Annotated in this window: 12 protein-coding genes; 5 read left to right on the plus strand and 7 right to left on the minus strand. The window is 56.2% G+C overall.

The window, feature by feature from the left end:
- Positions 1-93 precede the first annotated feature (93 nt).
- Positions 94-1,572 carry a SulP family inorganic anion transporter gene (locus FOV68_RS03910; RefSeq protein WP_143990466.1) on the minus strand — a complete coding sequence of 493 codons (1,479 nt, stop codon included), beginning with the start codon at positions 1,570-1,572 and terminating at the stop codon, positions 94-96.
- A 708-nt stretch (positions 1,573-2,280) separates the two neighbouring features.
- Between FOV68_RS03910 and FOV68_RS03915 the strand changes: the two genes are divergently transcribed.
- Positions 2,281-3,555, plus strand: coding sequence for a DUF2254 domain-containing protein (locus FOV68_RS03915; RefSeq protein ID WP_064703653.1), 1,275 nt, complete (start codon positions 2,281-2,283; stop codon positions 3,553-3,555).
- A 78-nt stretch (positions 3,556-3,633) separates the two neighbouring features.
- Entirely contained in the window at positions 3,634-5,628 is a 1,995-nt protein-coding gene (locus FOV68_RS03920) for a choline BCCT transporter BetT (RefSeq protein ID WP_039388859.1), read from the plus strand.
- A gap of 363 nt (positions 5,629-5,991) precedes the next feature.
- On the opposite strand, the gene FOV68_RS03925 is transcribed toward FOV68_RS03920, so the two are convergent.
- Positions 5,992-7,083 (minus strand): mechanosensitive ion channel family protein, encoded by a 1,092-nt coding sequence (locus tag FOV68_RS03925; protein WP_039388861.1) that lies wholly within the window; start codon positions 7,081-7,083, stop codon positions 5,992-5,994.
- 416 nt (positions 7,084-7,499) lie between these two features.
- On the opposite strand from FOV68_RS03925, the gene FOV68_RS03930 reads away from it, so the two are divergent.
- Positions 7,500-9,686 carry a bifunctional diguanylate cyclase/phosphodiesterase gene (locus FOV68_RS03930; protein ID WP_143990352.1) on the plus strand — a complete coding sequence of 729 codons (2,187 nt, stop codon included), beginning with the start codon at positions 7,500-7,502 and terminating at the stop codon, positions 9,684-9,686.
- Between the two features lie 108 nt (positions 9,687-9,794).
- On the opposite strand, the gene FOV68_RS03935 is transcribed toward FOV68_RS03930, so the two are convergent.
- From FOV68_RS03935 to FOV68_RS03945, 3 genes are read right to left on the minus strand one after another with little or no spacing between them, the layout of a single operon-like run.
- Positions 9,795-10,481, minus strand: coding sequence for a cysteine hydrolase family protein (locus FOV68_RS03935; protein ID WP_099257505.1), 687 nt, complete (start codon positions 10,479-10,481; stop codon positions 9,795-9,797).
- Positions 10,468-11,778 carry a cytosine permease gene (locus tag FOV68_RS03940; RefSeq protein ID WP_031591085.1) on the minus strand — a complete coding sequence of 437 codons (1,311 nt, stop codon included), beginning with the start codon at positions 11,776-11,778 and terminating at the stop codon, positions 10,468-10,470. Before FOV68_RS03940 ends, FOV68_RS03935 begins: the two co-directional genes overlap by 14 nt.
- On the minus strand, positions 11,775-13,211 hold the full coding sequence (locus FOV68_RS03945) for an amidase (protein WP_143789102.1): 1,437 nt from the start codon (positions 13,209-13,211) through the stop codon (positions 11,775-11,777). The genes FOV68_RS03940 and FOV68_RS03945 overlap by 4 nt, the downstream gene beginning before the upstream one ends.
- Before the next feature lie 367 nt (positions 13,212-13,578).
- Here FOV68_RS03945 and FOV68_RS03950 point away from each other — a divergent pair, with 367 nt between their 5' ends.
- Positions 13,579-14,148 carry a hypothetical protein gene (locus tag FOV68_RS03950; protein ID WP_031591087.1) on the plus strand — a complete coding sequence of 190 codons (570 nt, stop codon included), beginning with the start codon at positions 13,579-13,581 and terminating at the stop codon, positions 14,146-14,148.
- Positions 14,132-14,359: a hypothetical protein gene (locus FOV68_RS03955; RefSeq protein ID WP_031591088.1), complete on the plus strand. Its 228-nt coding sequence runs from the start codon at positions 14,132-14,134 to the stop codon at positions 14,357-14,359. Before FOV68_RS03950 ends, FOV68_RS03955 begins: the two co-directional genes overlap by 17 nt.
- Positions 14,360-14,448: 89 nt before the next feature.
- On the opposite strand, the gene FOV68_RS03960 is transcribed toward FOV68_RS03955, so the two are convergent.
- Entirely contained in the window at positions 14,449-15,291 is an 843-nt protein-coding gene (locus tag FOV68_RS03960; RefSeq protein ID WP_143990353.1) for an oxidoreductase, read from the minus strand.
- Positions 15,292-15,386: 95 nt separating this feature from the next.
- Positions 15,387-17,168, minus strand: coding sequence for a thiamine pyrophosphate-requiring protein (locus tag FOV68_RS03965; protein ID WP_143990354.1), 1,782 nt, complete (start codon positions 17,166-17,168; stop codon positions 15,387-15,389).
- Positions 17,169-17,173: the final 5 nt, after the last annotated feature.

A 17,173-nucleotide genomic window follows, 5' to 3' on the forward strand; every position in this document is an offset into this window, starting at 1 on the left:
CACGTCCAGTTTACCGGCCGCCCAGACCGCATACTCACAGACCGGGCGCGTGGACGACGATAACAGTGTTATTCATGATAAGTCTCCTGTGAATTAATGGCCGCCCATCAGCTTTTCAACTTCTTCGGGTTTGTCATGCACCCCAAAGCGGTCAACGATTGTGCGGGTCGCGTCGTTCATCCCCCTGATTTCAACTTCGGTCCCTTCGCGGCGGAACTTAATCACGATACGATCCAGCGCGCTGACTGACGTAATGTCCCAGAAATGGGCGTGCGTCACGTCGATCTCCACGCGCTCCAGCGCCTCGCGGAAGTCAAAGTGGCTGGTAAACCGGTCAGCCGAGGCAAAGAAGACCTGGCCGGTTACGGTATAGGTGCGTGTATCGCCCTTCAGCTCAGAGGAGACCGCCATAAAGCGGGCCACCTTCGTGGCAAAGTTCAGTGACGCAATCAGCACCCCGGTCAATACGCCAAATGCCAGGTTGTGGGTTGCCACCACTATGGCGACAGTCGCCAGCATCACGACGCTGGTTGAAACCGGATGGGTGCGCAGGTTAGCAATCGAGCGCCATGAGAAGGTGCCGATGGAAACCATAATCATCACCGCCACCAGCGCCGCCATGGGTATCTGCGACACCCAGTCGCGAAGGAATACCACCATTAACAACAGCACCACGCCCGCCGTAAGTGTGGAAAGCCGCCCCCGCCCGCCGGACTTCACGTTAATTACCGACTGGCCAATCATTGCACAGCCCGCCATCCCGCCAATGAACGAAGTGCAGATATTAGCAATGCCCTGTGCCTTACACTCGCGATTCTTGTCGCTCGACGTATCGGTCATGTCGTCCACGATAGTGGCGGTCATCATTGACTCCAGCAACCCTACTACGGCAAGCCCCGCCGAGTACGGCAAAATGGTCAGCAGAGTTTCAAAGTTAAGCGGGATGTCCGGAATCAGGAACACTGGCAGGCTGTCCGGCAGCTTGCCCATGTCACCCACGGTGCGCACGTCCAGATGCAGCCACATCGAAATGGCGGTCAGCACGATAATGCAGACCAGGGGAGAGGGAATGGTTTTATTCAGGTACGGGAAGAGATAAATGATCCCGAGACCGGCAGCGGTGAGCGCATAGACATGCCAGGTGACGTTTGTAAGCTCCGGCAGCTGAGCCATAAAAATCAGGATCGCCAGCGCATTCACGAAGCCGGTAACCACCGACCGGGACACGTAGCGCATCAGGCTGCCAAGCTTCAGGTATCCGGCGAGCAGCTGTAACACGCCGGTCAGCACGGAGGCGGCGAGCAGGTACTGCAGGCCGTGATCCTTAACCAGCGTGACCATCAGCAGCGCCATCGCGCCGGTTGAGGAGGAGATCATCGCCGGGCGGCCGCCAAAGAAGGCCATGACGATGGGGATACAAAATGCGGAATAGAGTCCGACCTGCGGATCTACGCCAGCGATAATGGAAAAGGCGATCGCTTCAGGAATCAGTGCGAGCGCGACAACAATACCGGCAAGGACGTCACCACGGACGTTACCCAGCCAGTCCTTACGCGTCGAGGACAGCAGCATAGTCATTTCTCAGATTTTGAATACAGTCAGCCCGTGAGGGCAAAAAATTTCAAGGTCGAAAAAGCACATCCGCAGACGGGATGTTTAAGGATTCGCGACTGAAGTCACTCAGTGCGACAGAGGAGGGTGACGACTCAGGGTGGCGTAAGACGCATGATTTTTTGATTTCTCCTTTACGGCAACAGGATGCCTTCAGGACTGAAATTAACCAACGGATTGCGATGATAAACGCTGGCAGCGAAGTCTGATCTCAGCGGAAAACTGACCAGAACAGGCAGATAACTATAAACGAAAGAGGAATGAGGTCAATCTTTGCCCGGACGGGTCAGCGCGTTGAAGGGCAAAAGAAAGCCCTATGAGGCAGCACTGGATACGTGAGAGGAGCGTTGAATCTGTCCAGTCCGGCAGGATTTTTGTAAGGGCGTGCAGATGTAAATGCTGAATCATGGGGCTATTCTTATTCTGGAGCCAAATAGACCAGGTCAGTCTGAAAACGTGATCGGCCGCTACCCCGCGCCAGGTCGATGACTGGAAGCAATCCGTATGACGATGTTCTGCCGTTATGTGCTGCTATTCTTCACATCACTGATAACATTTTTTCAGCGCATTAAGCTCTGTATGGACGACGTGCTGGCGCTCTGCTTTGCGCCAGGTGATGCAGGACAATGTTGAGCGGCAAATGAAAAGCTCATAACAACAGGTGACATGATGTCTAAAACGCAATGGCTTATTCACCGACTGACCCGACAACTCTGGTTTCGCAGTTCACTATTCGCTGTACTGGCAATTATTACTGCACTGGTAGCTATTGCGATTAAACCCTTCATACCGGTCTCTGTATCAGGCATCGTGGGCAGTGACGCGGTGGATAAAATACTGGCCATCCTCGCCTCAAGTATGCTGGCTGTTACCACCTTTTCGCTCAATATTATGGTCTCTGCTTATAACTCTGCCAGCAGCAGCGTTACGCCTCGCGCTACTGTGTTGTTACTTGAGGATGGGACGACGCAGAATGTTCTGGCAACCTTTATCGGCTCTTTTCTATACAGTCTGGTGGGCATTATCGCACTCGGCATGGGCGCTTATGGCTCACAGGGCCGCGTTGTTCTGTTTTTTGTAACCCTTGCGGTCATTGCGATGATTGTTATTACTCTGCTGCGCTGGATACAGCATCTGGCGCAGTTTGGTCGTATGTCTGACACATCGCGTCGCGTTGAGGAAGCCACGACGGTTGCGCTTCATAATCGCCTCCAGCAACCCTGTATGGGCTGCGCTTACTGGAACGGTATCCTGCCAGAAACGGCCTTCAGCCAAAGCGTCTACCCGCTGAAGACGGGCTATCTGCAGCATCTGGACCTGCAACATCTCTACGACTTCGCAAAAGAGAGTGGCTGTAATCTTTATCTTGCTGCCCAACCGGGCAGTTTTGTTCACTGTGGTGCCCCGCTGCTCTGGTGTAGCCAGCCGCTTTCCGCTGACGAGCAACAGATACTGCGTAACGCCTTTACGCTGGGTGAGCAGCGTTCATTTGAGCAGGATCCCCGCTTTGGGCTGTGTGTCCTGTCTGAAATTGCTTCTCGTGCTTTATCTCCGGCCGTTAACGATCCCGGCACTGCAATCGACATTATCGGGCGGGCAGTCAGGTTGTTCAGCCTTCCCGCTCCAGCTGACTCTGCCACAGCGCATTATTCTCAGCTCTTTATGCGACCCACTCAGATTAGCGATATGTTCGACGATATGTTCACCGGGATTGCGCGCGATGGTGCCGCTCTGGTTGAAGTGCAACTTCGCCTGCAGAAAGCGCTGCATGCGTTAGCGATGATTGCTCCTCATCGTTATGCCACTGATGCAAAGCGCCATGCGCAGCTTGCTCTGACGCGCGCAAATGTTGCGATGACTTGTGAAGCAGACAAAGATGCTGTTGAACGTGTCTCCCGCTGGCAGATTGACGCAGGTAATGCAGACGGCCTGCTTAATAGTTAGCCACCTGATGCCGCATCGCTTTTACTCTTCCACACTGATTGTTACATTTGGTCTTCATTCACATTGAGCAGGATACTTATGTCTTCATCAGAAACTGAAACGCCACACAAAAGAAGCCAGATTAATCCGCCGGTATTTTTCACCTCTGCCGCCCTTATTTTTATTCTGGTGGCCTTTGCTGCACTTTTTCCTGAACAGGCTGATGTGCAGTTCGGAGCCCTGCAAAGCTCGCTGTTTGCGAACGCCAGCTGGTTTTATATTCTCGCAGTGGCATTAATCCTGCTGACGGTAGCCTATTTAGGCTTCTCTCGTTATGGCGATATCAAACTCGGCCCCGACCACGCAGAACCCGATTTCAGCTATCACTCCTGGTTTGCCATGTTATTTTCGGCTGGCATGGGTATTGGTCTGATGTTCTTCGGCGTCGCAGAACCCGTGATGCACTACATGGCCCCTCCTACAGGCCAGCCGGAGACCGTGGAGGCCGCACGGGAAGCGCTACGTATCACCTTCTTCCACTGGGGCCTGCATGCCTGGGCAATTTATGCCATTGTGGCGCTGATTCTGGCGTTCTTCAGCTACCGTCACGGATTACCCCTGACGCTGAGATCGGCGCTGTATCCTATTATCGGTAACCGCATCTACGGCTGGATGGGGCATGCCGTAGATATTTTTGCCGTGATCGGTACGGTACTGGGCGTGGCGACCTCGCTGGGTTATGGCGTATTGCAGGTTAATGCCGGACTGAATCACCTGTTTGGCCTGCCGGTCAATCAGACCATGCAGGTGATTCTGATTGTCGTCATCACCGCGCTGGCTACACTCTCAGTGGTCTCCGGACTGGATAAAGGCATCCGTATTCTTTCGGAAATTAACCTGGGTCTGGCAGTACTGCTGCTGATTATGGTGGGCGCACTCGGTCCAACTGTACTGCTGCTGAAATCCTTTGTGGAAAATACCGGCGGCTATCTCTCCGAACTGGTCACCAAAACCTTCAACCTCTACGCTTATGAACCTAAATCAAGTAAGTGGCTCGGCGGCTGGACACTGTTCTATTGGGGCTGGTGGCTGGCCTGGTCGCCATTTGTGGGTATGTTTATCGCCCGCGTCTCGCGCGGGCGTACCATCCGTGAGTTCGTCACTGGCGTACTGTTTGTGCCCGCAGGTTTTACGCTGCTCTGGATGACCTTTTTCGGTAATAGCGCAATATGGCTGATTATGCAGAAGGGTGCCACTGACCTGGCGCAGACAGTTATGAGCGATCAGACGCTGGCACTGTTCAACTTTCTTGAGCACTTCCCGTTCAGCTCGGTGCTCTCCTTTATTGCCATGGCAATGGTCGTGGTGTTCTTTGTCACCTCAGCGGACTCAGGCGCTATGGTGGTCGATACGCTGGCATCGGGTGGCACCGACAAGACCCCGGTCTGGCAGCGCATATTCTGGGCTGCCATGATGGGGGTGGTGGCCGTCACGCTGCTGCTGGCGGGCGGTATGAAGGCGCTGCAAACCGTAACTATTGCCAGCGCGCTGCCCTTCGCGGTTATTCTGTTAATGTCGATATATGGCCTGCTCAAGGCGTTACGCGTTGACGCCTGGAAGCGCGACAGTAAGCAGATTGCGACCATTGCACCCACGGCTGCACGTAACCCGATTCCGTGGCAGCGACGGTTGCGTAACATTGCCTACTTCCCGAAACGCTCACAGGTTAAACGCTTCATGACGGAGGTCATCTACCCGGCGATGGAGATGGTGGAGCAGGAACTGGCGAAACAGAATACCGTGTCTCATACCCGGGATGATGTTGAAGACCGCGTTCGCTTTGAGGTGGACTTGGGTAATGAACTCAACTTTGTTTATGAAGTTCGTGCTCGCGCCTATCTGCAGCCCACCTTTGCACTGGCAGGGATGTCTGACGGCGAGAAAGCAGAAGAGCAGAAATATTACCGTGCTGTTGTCTACCTCAAGGAAGGTGGTCAGGATTATGATGTGATGGGCTGGAATCAGGAGCAGATTATCAACGATATTCTCGACCAGTATGAGAAGCATCTGCACTTCCTGCATATCGTGCGTTAATACACTTATGCATTACCAAAGAGGAGCCTGGCTCCTCTTTTTTTGTCCTGGTATCGCTCCTTTACAGCTGTCTGTAACGGTAAACAGCTCAGCTGAGGCGGGGACGGCTGACAGTGTTTTGACGGCAGTTTAAGGAATAGCCAGCAGAAAGCATCCGCAAGCGGCGCCAGTTACGATGAATCGAGTGAGCCAGACAGGAGGTAAGTGCGCAGCGTGTCGCTGCATTCTGCCTGAGCGACATGAAAGCGCCAGAGCAGGTTGCATTTATCTTTGGCGCCCCTTTCCTCTGAATGAAGAACGGAGCAATAATTTTGCAGGGGCTTTAACCCCCGCTCAAACTACCGCTCCCTCCCCCAACACCCTCTATTCAGCCATTGCCCTTCCTGACTTCTCACCCCCGCTATCCGTCAGTGACGCTCTCACCTGTGGCAGGCTTTCCGGGTAATTCTGCTGAATAAACTCAATCATCTTCTCGCGCACATAGCAGCGTAAATCAAAGGCGATCGGAGAGTTCTGTGCGGTCATCAGCATCCTGATGGTCATGGTTTTCTCGGTGGTGTCGGTCACCTGAAGCACAGAGGTTTCCTGATCCCAGAGTTTGGTTTCGCTCAGCACCTTTTCAAAATGCTTGCGCAGCGGCTCCAGCGGCATGGAGTAATCCACGTAAAGAAACACCGAGCCTAAGATCTGGGCGTTATTGCGCGTCCAGTTCTGAAACGGATTTTCGGTAAAGTAGGTAATCGGCAACACCAGCCGACGCAAATCCCAGATGCGCACCACCACATAGGTCAGGTTGATCTCCTCAATCCAGCCCCACTCTTTTTCTACCACTACCGCATCATCAATTTTAATAGGCTGGGTAAAGGCGATCTGAATACCGGCAAACAGATTAACCAGCGACTTCTGCAGCGCAAAACCAATAATGATACCGGCGACACCCGCACCCGCCAGAATGGTGGTGCCGAATTTCCGGACGCCAGGGAAGCTGAGCAGAATCAGCGAAACACAGAACAGAACCAGGATAACAATAACTACTTTTTTGACATAGATAATCTGCGTGCGAATTTTGCGCGCACGAAGGTTATTGGAAATATTAATGTCATAGCGGATATAAAGCATATCCTGCGCCACGTTGGTCAGCCGGATTAAGACCGAGCAAAATGACATAATAATAAAGACATTGATGATATTGGTGATTAAAGAGAGAGATTCCGGATGGAAGTCGATGTAATTAACGCCGACATTAATCATTAATAACGGAATAAAAAAGAACATCGAGCCGCTAAGATGCTTCTCAAGGGATTTGAAGAGCTTTCTGTCACGAATCTGCCAGTAGCGGATGAACCGGAGCAGGATAAGGCGGGCCAGAAATCCCAGCACAAAAGAGAGCGAGACGAGTAATACAACAGGCACCCATGACGGGAAACCAGATAACTCACCGAATAACAATGGCATTATTTTCCCTTATAGTAAGCTGACAACCTCAGGCTGTCAGATAAGTGACAAACTCAGTAACCGTTGTCTTCACGGTTATCCGTTCGTAACACAATCAGCGCACATGAGTATGAACCATAGCGGCGAAGTTAACAGGAAATGCGCGGTGATGCGGCCAGAGAGGCTTTCGCGCGCCAGCCTTACGGCTACTGATACGGAAGCAGAATGCGGCCTTTATGTCACTGTCCGGCCTGCCCAACATCATTAAAATATCTGATACAACACAGCCACTTTTCCGCTCTCCATTTTTTAGCCTGCCCTGGCCATCTGGCAGCAAAAACATGGCTACAACCTCCAGGCGCAACGCTTTGCGTGGACGTTTTTTTGCAATCTGCTAATTTTTAAGCTGTTCCCCTGCTGCTGAGAAAAACAACAATATGATTAACACCCTTAAACTTTCCTCTGATTTTCGTCGCAGTTTCCTGCGTGAAGTCCTGGTGCCGCTGGTGGCTATCTTACTGCTGACGTTTGTGGGTGCAGGGGCTGCGCTGTTTATCGGCACCTCACTCACCAATACTGAGGCCCGGCATCAGCAGCAACGGATGATTGAAGCCTCATTTTCACAGAGTCTGAATGAGCATCTGCGCCAGCTGCATAGCCTGTCGCGCTGGGGACCCTTTGAGCAGCATCTGGCGGAGGGCAACAGCAGCAGGTGGCTGGATGAGAACATTGGGCTGTGGCTGTATGAGATGTTCGGCCATCAGCTGATTCTGGTGCTGGACCAGCAAAATCAGATCGTCAGAGTCTGGCGCGAAGGCCAGCCGGTCTCCGCGCCTGCAGATGACCCGCTGATTGGTGAGGTGCTGCAAAGCCCGCTGGTCAACGATCCGGCGCGCCAGGATAACGCCGATTATGCCCGTATAACAAACCGTGCCGCCGCGCTGGCTGTAGGTAACATCCAGCGGGATGATACTGCCCTGCCGCGTTTCCGGCTGGTGAGCCTGAAATTTCTGGATGACGGCTATCTGGCGGGCCTGGCAGAACGCAATCAGCTGCAGGGGCTGCACTTCTCCGATGGCACGCCACAGCCGGGAACCGGCGCGCGCTATCTGCTGATCGCGCAGGCAGGCGAGGCGGTTGGCTATCTGAACTGGATCCCCTCCCGTCCCGGTGCGCAGATGCTGCGCACCATCGGGCCATCTACCGGGCTGGCGGTACTGGCGATCTCCCTGCTCTGCCTTTATATGGTGCGGCGACTCTGGAACTCGTCGGTGAACCTCTCGCAGTCCATGCTCAGGCTCGGCGCGTCAGAGGCTCAGGCCCAGCATCTGGCGTTTCATGATGTGCTGACCGGCCTGCCGAACCGCGCACTGGTCGAAGACCGCTTAACCCAGGCGCTGGCGCTGGCGACGCGCCACGATCAGCGGGTGGCGCTGCTGCTCATCGACCTCGACCGCTTTAAAACCATCAACGATACCCACGGCCATCACGCCGGAGATGAACTGATCATCGCGGTCGCACAGCGACTGAGCAATATCGTGCGGGCCAGCGATACGGTAGGACGCATCGGCGGCGATGAATTTATTGTGGTAATGCCGGACGTCGATAATATCGGCCAGGTGCAGAGCCTGGCGCAGCGCATTATCGATGAACTGAGTGAGCCTTTTACACTGTTTGGCAGCGATGTCTGGAGTGGCGCCAGCATCGGACTGGCGCTGGCACCCAAAGATGGGGTCGATCGGCTGGAGTTGATGCGCAAAGCGGATATTGCGCTGTATGAAGCCAAAAGCGGCGGACGCGGCACGTATCGTCAGTTTGAACGGGCGATGGATGAGTCGGTGCGGACCCGACAGACCATCGCTGCCGACCTGCGTACGGCGCTGCATACCCATCAGGGGCTGGAGGTGTGGTATCAGCCGCTGATGGATATTGGCGGTCAGCAGATGGTGGGCATCGAAGCGCTGCTGCGCTGGCACCATCCGACGCGCGGCCTGATCGCGCCCGCTGAATTTATCGCGATTGCCGAAGAGACCGGCCTGATTATTCCGCTGGGCGAATGGGTGCTGGCTGAAGCCTGCGTCACTCAGCAGCGTTTTCCCGAGCTGCTGGTGGCGGTCAACGTCTCGCCGGTTCAGTTCCGCTCTACCGGCTTTGTTGAGCGGGTGATGGCGATTGTCAGCCAGAGCGGCGGCGATCCGAAGCGCCTGGAACTGGAGATCACCGAAGGGGTGTTAATCGAAGATGAACGTGAAGCACGCGCCATTATTGTGGCGCTGCGTGAAGCGGGCTTCCGGATTGCGCTGGATGACTTTGGCACCGGTTATTCAAGCCTTAACTATCTCAGCAACTTTCCGGTGGATAAAATCAAAATCGATCGCTCATTCACCCAGTCGCTGGGCGTGGCGGAAAATTCAGTGGCAATTGTTGAATCGGTGGTGAAACTGGGTCATGCCATGGGTCTGATGGTGACAGCAGAAGGCGTCGAGACGCCAGGGCAGATGTCTGCGCTGGCAGATGCGGGCTGTAATCAGTTGCAGGGCTATCTGTTCAGTCAGGCGGTGCCCGCCGATCAGCTCGCAGCACTGATGACCTTATCCGCGCCAGACGAAGTACAACAGGGGTAATCCCCTGAGTGGATGGCCGGAGCGCGGCTTTGTGCACTCAGGCTGTCTGACAGCGCGATGCGCCAGACAGCCTGAGTCGGCCATCGCCTTTTTTCCCGGCCAGAGACGTTAAACCCCCAGGCTATCCAGCAGCGCGGCAGAATGGGCGACCGCACCAAAGATGCCGCCCTGCATATGGATCATGCTCAGCGCCGCTTCATGATGGCGCTGCTCGGTCGCAGCACAGCAATCGGACAGCACCAGGCACTCAAAGCCGCGATCGTTAGCTTCGCGCAGCGTGGTGTGGACGCAGACGTCCGTGGTAATGCCGGTGAGGATCAGATTACGGATGCCGCGACTGCGCAATATCAGCTCCAGATCGGTGGCATAAAACGATCCCTTACCCGGCTTATCGATCACCACTTCACCCGGCAGCGGTGCCAGCTCCGGGATTATCTCCCAGCCCGGTTCACCGCGCACCAGAATACGGCCGCACGGTCCCTCATCCCCGATCCCGGCGTTCATCCGTCGCGAGCGCCAGCGTTTGTTGGCGGGCAAATCACTGAGATCGGGCCGGTGCCCTTCGCGGGTATGAATAACCGGAAACTGCCGGGCGCGCATCGCTGCCAGCACCTGCTGCAACGGCACGATGGGCGCCCGGGTCAGACTCACGTCATAGCCCATGCTGTCGACATAGCCGCCCACGCCACAGAAGTCGGTCTGCATATCAATCACGATCAGCGCGGTATCAGCCGGCGTAAAAGTGCCGTCAAACGGCCAGGCGTAGGGGGTTGAATTAACGCTATAGTCGGACATTGCTGTTCTCCATTACCGGGCGCGGCATGCGCATTCTGCTGATCAGGCTGTAGCTGATGGCGGCGGTTACCAGACCAATAACCGCTTCACCGAACTCGGGGAAAGCGACGTGGGCGATCACCGCACACAGGCTGCCAATCGCCCAGGCGGCAAACGCAGTACCACGAAAACGCTGTGCCGGACGCTGCTCGCTGATACGCGCCATAAAAATTAAATCCACGATCATCACGGCACCAAACGGCGGCACCACAATGCCGAGCAGGCTGAGCCACTCCAGGAAGTAAGACCAGACGCCCGCCAGCGCCAGCACGCCGCCAATGGCACCCAGGATCAGCGTCCAGAGCCGCATTTTGCTGCTGAACAGATGACTGAAGCCCACCGCTCCGTTGTAGAGGCAGTGCGTGCAGACCGATCCGAGATTGATAAAGACAAACAGGCAGGCCACTACCGACAAAAAGGCGCTGTGCCCCATCAGCATCGGCAGGAAGTTACCGCCATTGGTCAGCGGATCAACCGCTGCGCCTACGGCCACAATCACCACACCGAACAGGTAGGAGATGACGTTAGCGACCGGGAAGGCAGAGAACGCGGCGATCACCGCCGAACGGCCATTCTTCGACCAGCGGGTAAAGTCAGCGGTCATGGTGCCGGAGTCAGCAAAACCGGCTACCACCATGGTGACGGCGGTGCCCATACTCATTGCACCGGCTGCGCTGGCGCTGCCCTTCCACTGCGTCACCACGGAGAAGTCGTGCTGTTTGCTAATCAGCCACAGCGCCACCATTCCCAGCACCACAAACAGCGGCGCGGCGATCATCCCCAGCACCGACAACGCCCGCACGCCCAGGAACGTAATCCCGGTATAGAGGATCATGGCAAAGGCCGTCACCGCCAGCGCATTCCAGCCAAAGGTCTGATTAATGACCGTGCCGGTAAGGCCGGTCTGGAAGGCATACCAGCCGATCACCACCGTCGAGAGAAAACCCGAGACCAGGATGTAGCCTTTGCTGCCAAAGGTGCGTCTGGCCTGCAGGGCGAAATTCATTCCGCTGTTACCGGCGTACCAGCTCAGCGCGCCGACATAGGCGAACAGCACCAGGTTTCCCAGCAGAATGGCGATCAGCGCAGGCCAGAATCCCAGATGCCAGGTAATGATGCCGCCAAATAGCGCATTGGTGAGGATCATCGGAAAGCCAAACCAGACGGCCGAGACGGAGCGGGTAGAATGACGGTGCGACAGCGGTACCGGCTCATGTTCAAACTCCTGCTCCAGCGCAGGCGTAGTAGACGTTTTCATTGGGCGATTCCGGGTTGAAGGTGATTCCACGGCTGAATGCGCTCGAAAGCGGCACTGGCAGCCAGCACTAAGGCATCATCAAGATGACGTCCGACAATCTGCAGACCGACGGGCAAGCCGCTAGCGGTAAAGCCAGCGGGTACGGACGCGGCAGGCTGACCGGTGAAGTTGAAGGGGTAGCAGAACGAGAGCCAGTGATCGCTGCGGACCATGCGGCCATCAATGATCTCCGGTCCCTGCATCCCCAGTGGAAACGGCGGCACCGCCAGCGTCGGGGTAATCAGCAGGTCAAAGCGCTGCATAAAGCGCCACAGGCTGTTGCTGACCGCTTTGCGGGTGGTGATAGCATCGGTAAAGTTTTCCGCCCGCCAGTCGCGCTGCAGCATGGCGACCAGATGCGGCGACATCTCGCTGCCCTGCTCCGCCATCATCTGGCGCATGCCGGTAAGATCGCTCTCCATCGCCACCAGCGCGCCAAAAGCCGCCGATGGATCAGGGAAGCCCGGATCGGCCAGTTCCAGTTCAGCACCGATTTCAGCGGCAAAACGCTGCACCGCCGCGCTGACCACTGCCCGCACTTCCGGATCAACGGCCACATAGCCAAAATCCACGCTGAAGGCGATGCGCAGTTTGCCTGGCAGATGATGTGGCGCGCCCAGCCAGTCCACATCGCTGCAGGGAATTGAGTGGCGATCGCGCATATCCGGTCCGGCCATCAGCGACATCATCAGCGCGGCATCGCGCACGCTGCGCGTCATCGGACCGATGTGCTCCAGGGACTCCCAGCTCGACACGCCGGGGTAACGTTCATCACGACAGCCGGGCCAGAGCGGCACCCGGCCCATCGACGCCTTGAAGCCGAAAATACCGCAGTGCGCCGCCGGAATGCGTACCGACCCGCCGCCGTCGCTGCCCAGTGCAATCGGGCAGAGCCGCGCCGCCACCGCCGCACCCGAACCAGCGCTGGACCCTCCTGGCGTCATGCTCAAATCCCAGGGATTCCGTGGCGACGGAAACAGCGGATTGTGCCCGACCCCGCTGTAACCAAACTCCGGTGCGGTGGTTTTGCCAAGCAGAATGGCCTCGGCGGCCAGCAACCGTTCCACCGTGATGTCGTCATCTTCCGGCACGAAATCCTTGTACGCCGCCGAACCGGAGGTGGTTCTGACGTTTGCGGTGCAGATTAAATCCTTCACCGCCAGCGGTACCCCCGCCAGCGCGCCCAGTGTTTCTCCGCGTGCCCGTCGGGCATCCACGGCTCTGGCCTGTGCCATCGCCAGTTCAGGCGTCGGGGTACAAAAAGCCTGTATCGCCGGTTCCCGCTGTTCCATCCGCGCCAGCGCCGCCACGGTCAGCTCGCACGCCGACACGTCCCCGCTGCGAATCAGAGCGGCCATCGTGGTGGCATCTTCGTCTAATAAGGAGTCAAACATGGGTTACCTCGCCAAAAGTGTACCTGTCAGCTAGTGCATGAAGCGTGCCAGTTAGCGGTGAATCATCCGGTCTGACATGGGGATGCCAGATGGAATACGGGCTGGGATACAAGATCGAATTCTTATGATGCCAGGTGGAGGCGACTGTTTATTTTTCCAGCACGATGATGGCGCAGGGCTGCGCGATAAGGGGGCGTAATAGCTGAATAGTTTGCGGGCTGATTTACAAAACGATGTCGGTTATCAGCAACAGCGGCCGATATGCTGGAATGAATAACCATATTTTTACCAGGGACTTTTGACCGGTCTGAGCAGGCACTGAAAAATCACGGCTTAAAGATTCACATGCAGCCTGCAGGGATGATAAGTGCGCATTGAAGAAGATATTTATCTTGAAAACTACGAAATCAGGCGAAAAAAATTCATTTACGATCGTCAGGTTTATCACAGCTACGTGTTTGTTGTCGGTAATGAGACTTACACCGTCATCGTTGGCGACCGGATAGATGAACAAACCTTTAACCGCATCGGATACCGGATGCCACCCGGTATCGCCTTTCCGGTTAACGGGCTGGCTGAAGTCTGTTTTGACGTGTTCGATGGTCTGGAGTGCCTGGGCGATTTCCGCCATATCAGCTTTGCAGGATTAGGCAGTGCTGTCGTTTTCAAAAGCGTACTCCTGGCGTTAATGGCACACCATGAAAGCTTCTTTATAGGCGGTTTTGTTTTCCAGGCTGCATCAGGAGAGATCGTTGACCGCAATCGCCCGACACCCCTTGAGGAGATCTACGATGCTTTGCTTGGGTTAAAAAATGAACTACGCTACAATCGCCGGACAGGGTTGCCAAAGAAAGCGCCGCAACCTTTAATCCCGGACTGTTTCCGGGCTTATAAAGTAGTGACTACAGGGAGAGCTTGCTATGTCGTTATACAATAAACACGATGAAACAACCCCTTTGGCTCCGGTCGAAACCAGGTATAAAGAGTTAAGGGCACTATTGATTGCTGAATGGCTGGCCAGACCCGATCTGCCCGCCATTAAAGCCCAGTTAGCTCAGAGGAAAAAACGCTCGTCGTCTGCCCTGTTACGCCGCAAGTTGAAAGAGCTGAATGCGCGCGAAATGCAGAAAGCTAAGATCAGCGCTTAACGCTTAAAGGCCCGATAAACGGGCCTTTCGCGTTTTTATCGACCTCAGTCTCACTCGCAGACGGCTTTCCACCACCCGCAACTCACCTGTTACTCCGGAAAATCTGTCTCCACTGACGTCTGTTTCCACGCTTCGATCTCAGCCAGCCGCTCTTTAAGCTTACTGGTCACGGCCTCATGGCCCCAGGCACCCATCACCAGATGGCGTGGCGGGTTGTCATGCTCAGTGATGGCAATCATTGCCGTGGCGGCTCGCGCCGGATCGCCCTTCTGAGTGCCGCTGTATTCGGCGGTGGCTTTCATCCGTGCGGCTGCAGTCTCTGCATAGTCCGGCAGCGTGCTCGGCGTCTGATGCAGGGAGCGTCCTGCCCAGTCGGTGCGGAACGGACCTGGCTCGACACAGGTAACGCGAATGCCCAGCGGTCCCGCTTCCAGCGCCAGCGAATCTGACCAGCCTTCCACCGCATGTTTGCTGGCAGAGTAGTAGCCTGAGCTGGCAAAACCAATTAAGCCTGCCACCGAGGTAATGTTGATGACGTGGCCGCTACGCGCCTTTCTCATCGCGGGCAGCACGGCGCGGGTCAGGGCAAACAGGCCAAAAACGTTGGCATCAAACTGCGCGCGGATTTCGCTTTCCACACCCTCTTCCACCGAGCTCTGATAGCCGTAACCGGCGTTGTTTACCAGCACATCAATGGTGCCGAACGTGTCGAGTGCCGCTTCGACGGCCTGGTCGATGCTCGCCTGGTGGGTGACATCCAGCGCTACTGCCAGCGCGTTGTCGTGCCCCTCAACCAGATCGGCAATGGAAGAGGTATCACGTGCCGTCACGACGACCTTAAAACCACGCGCGATGGTCTGCTGCGCCAGTTCACGACCAAATCCGGTCGAACATCCCGATATTAACCAGACAGGGCTGGAGTGAGCAGTCATGGTAAGACTCCCGTTGATGATGAAGTGACTGGAGACCCGGACGCGAGTGCATCCGGGATTTAAGGTTAGCGAGGCGCGGCTGACCCACTTAGCCCTTAATGCTTTTTATTGAACAGCTGGCTGGCGGTGTCGCTGATGATCTGTGCCGCGCCGCGATCGCCTTTCACCATCGACGCCATAAGGGCTTTCGCCTGTTTAAAGGTGATGTGAGGCGGTAACGGGGCAACTTCCGGATCGGTTTTCACCTCCAGCAATACCGGGCGATCGGCGCTGAGCGCACGCTGCCAGGCCGCCGCCAGATCGTCAGGATTATCGACAAAAATACCGACCATCCCCAGCGACTGCGCAAACTCAGCATACTTCACATCCGGCAGTTGCTGCGAGGCGTCAAAGCGGGGATTCCCTTCCATGACCCGCTGCTCCCATGTGACCTGATTGAGATCCTGGTTGTTGAACACGCAGACGATCAGGCGTGGATCGGCCCACTGCTGCCAGTATTTCTGGATGGTGATCAGCTCTGCCATATTGTTCATCTGCATCGCACCGTCACCCACCAGCGCCACCACCGGTTTGTCGGGATGGGCAAATTTTGCGGCAATCGCATAAGGCACCGCCGCGCCCATACAGGCCAGACCGCCGGAGAGCGAGGCGCGCTGACCCTGTTTTACCCGATAGTCGCGGGCGAACCAGTTAGCACAGGAACCGGAGTCCGAGGTGACAATGGCGTTATCCGGCAGTTGTGGCGACATCTCCCACACCACCCGCTGCGGGTTGACCGGATTAGCGGGTGCCATGGCGCGCTCTTCCATCAGCGTCCACCAGTCGCGCACCTGAAGCGCGATATCTTCCTGCCAGCTGCGATCCTCTTTGTGCTCCAGCAGCGGCAGCAAAGCGCGCAGGGTTTCAGCCGCATCGCCATGCAGATTCACTTCGCTGGGATAGCGCAGGCCGAGCATGGCGGGATCGATGTCGATCTGCACCGCACGCGCCTTGCCCTCTTCCGGCAGGAATTCCGTCCACGGGAAGCCGCTGCCGATCATCAACAGGGTGTCGCAGTTCTGCATTAAATCGGATGAGGGCTTCGTGCCCAGCAGGCCAATCGAACCGGTCACAAACGGCGCATCGTCCGGCAGCACATCTTTGCCCAGCAGCGCTTTTGCCACGCCCGCACCCAGCACGTTCGCGACCTGTACCACCTCGACGGCGGCGTTACGTGCGCCTGCGCCAATCAGAATCGCCACTTTTTTACCGGCGTTAAGCACCTCAGCGGCGCGTTGCAGATCCGCTTCATAAGGGATCACTTTAGGACGCTGATAGCCGCTGCCGGAATGGGTAAAACCGTGCAGATGCTGCGGCGGCTGCCACTCTTCATCCTGAATATCTTTGGGGATGATGATCACCGCCACGCCGTTTTGCGCTTTGGCGATGCGCACGCCCCGGTCGAGCAGATGGCGAACCTGGGTTGAACTCGAAGCTTCCTGAACGAAGTTGGCAACGTCCGAGAAGATGCGATCCAGGTTCATCTCCTGCTGATAACTGGAGCCGCGCGCGGTCGCTTCCGCCTGTCCGGCAATCGCCAGCACCGGAGCATGATCCATTTTGGCATCATAGAGTCCGGTCAGCAGATGGGTCGCGCCGGGCCCGCCGGTAGAGAGGCAGACGCCCAGCTCACCGGTGAATTTGGCGTGTCCTGCCGCCATAAAGGCCGCCATCTCTTCGTGGCGGACCTGAATAAATTCGATGCCGTCGCCTTTGGCGTTAGCACGCTGAATGGCGCCCAGCACCCCATTGATGCCATCTCCCGGATAGCCATAGATGCGTGTGACGCCCCACTCTTTCAGGCGCTGGACAAAAAAATCACTGGTTTTCATGCTCATCGTCG

The sequence above is a fragment of the Pantoea sp. paga genome (assembly GCF_007558755.1).
In the GTDB taxonomy this organism is placed as follows: domain Bacteria; phylum Pseudomonadota; class Gammaproteobacteria; order Enterobacterales; family Enterobacteriaceae; genus Pantoea; species Pantoea agglomerans.

Excerpts from the sequence above, each read along its gene's own strand:
- FOV68_RS03915 (WP_064703653.1), top strand. The coding sequence starts at position 2,281 with ATGTCTAAAACGCAATGGCTTATTCACCGACTGACCCGACAACTCTGG.
- FOV68_RS03945 (WP_143789102.1), bottom strand. The coding sequence starts at position 13,211 with ATGTTTGACTCCTTATTAGACGAAGATGCCACCACGATGGCCGCTCTG.
- FOV68_RS03910 (WP_143990466.1), bottom strand. The coding sequence starts at position 1,572 with ATGCTGCTGTCCTCGACGCGTAAGGACTGGCTGGGTAACGTCCGTGGT.
- FOV68_RS03930 (WP_143990352.1), top strand. The coding sequence starts at position 7,500 with ATGATTAACACCCTTAAACTTTCCTCTGATTTTCGTCGCAGTTTCCTG.
- FOV68_RS03960 (WP_143990353.1), bottom strand. The coding sequence starts at position 15,291 with ATGACTGCTCACTCCAGCCCTGTCTGGTTAATATCGGGATGTTCGACC.
- FOV68_RS03940 (WP_031591085.1), bottom strand. The coding sequence starts at position 11,778 with ATGAAAACGTCTACTACGCCTGCGCTGGAGCAGGAGTTTGAACATGAG.
- FOV68_RS03935 (WP_099257505.1), bottom strand. The coding sequence starts at position 10,481 with ATGTCCGACTATAGCGTTAATTCAACCCCCTACGCCTGGCCGTTTGAC.
- FOV68_RS03955 (WP_031591088.1), top strand. The coding sequence starts at position 14,132 with ATGTCGTTATACAATAAACACGATGAAACAACCCCTTTGGCTCCGGTC.
- FOV68_RS03920 (WP_039388859.1), top strand. The coding sequence starts at position 3,634 with ATGTCTTCATCAGAAACTGAAACGCCACACAAAAGAAGCCAGATTAAT.
- FOV68_RS03965 (WP_143990354.1), bottom strand. The coding sequence starts at position 17,168 with ATGAGCATGAAAACCAGTGATTTTTTTGTCCAGCGCCTGAAAGAGTGG.
- FOV68_RS03925 (WP_039388861.1), bottom strand. The coding sequence starts at position 7,083 with ATGCCATTGTTATTCGGTGAGTTATCTGGTTTCCCGTCATGGGTGCCT.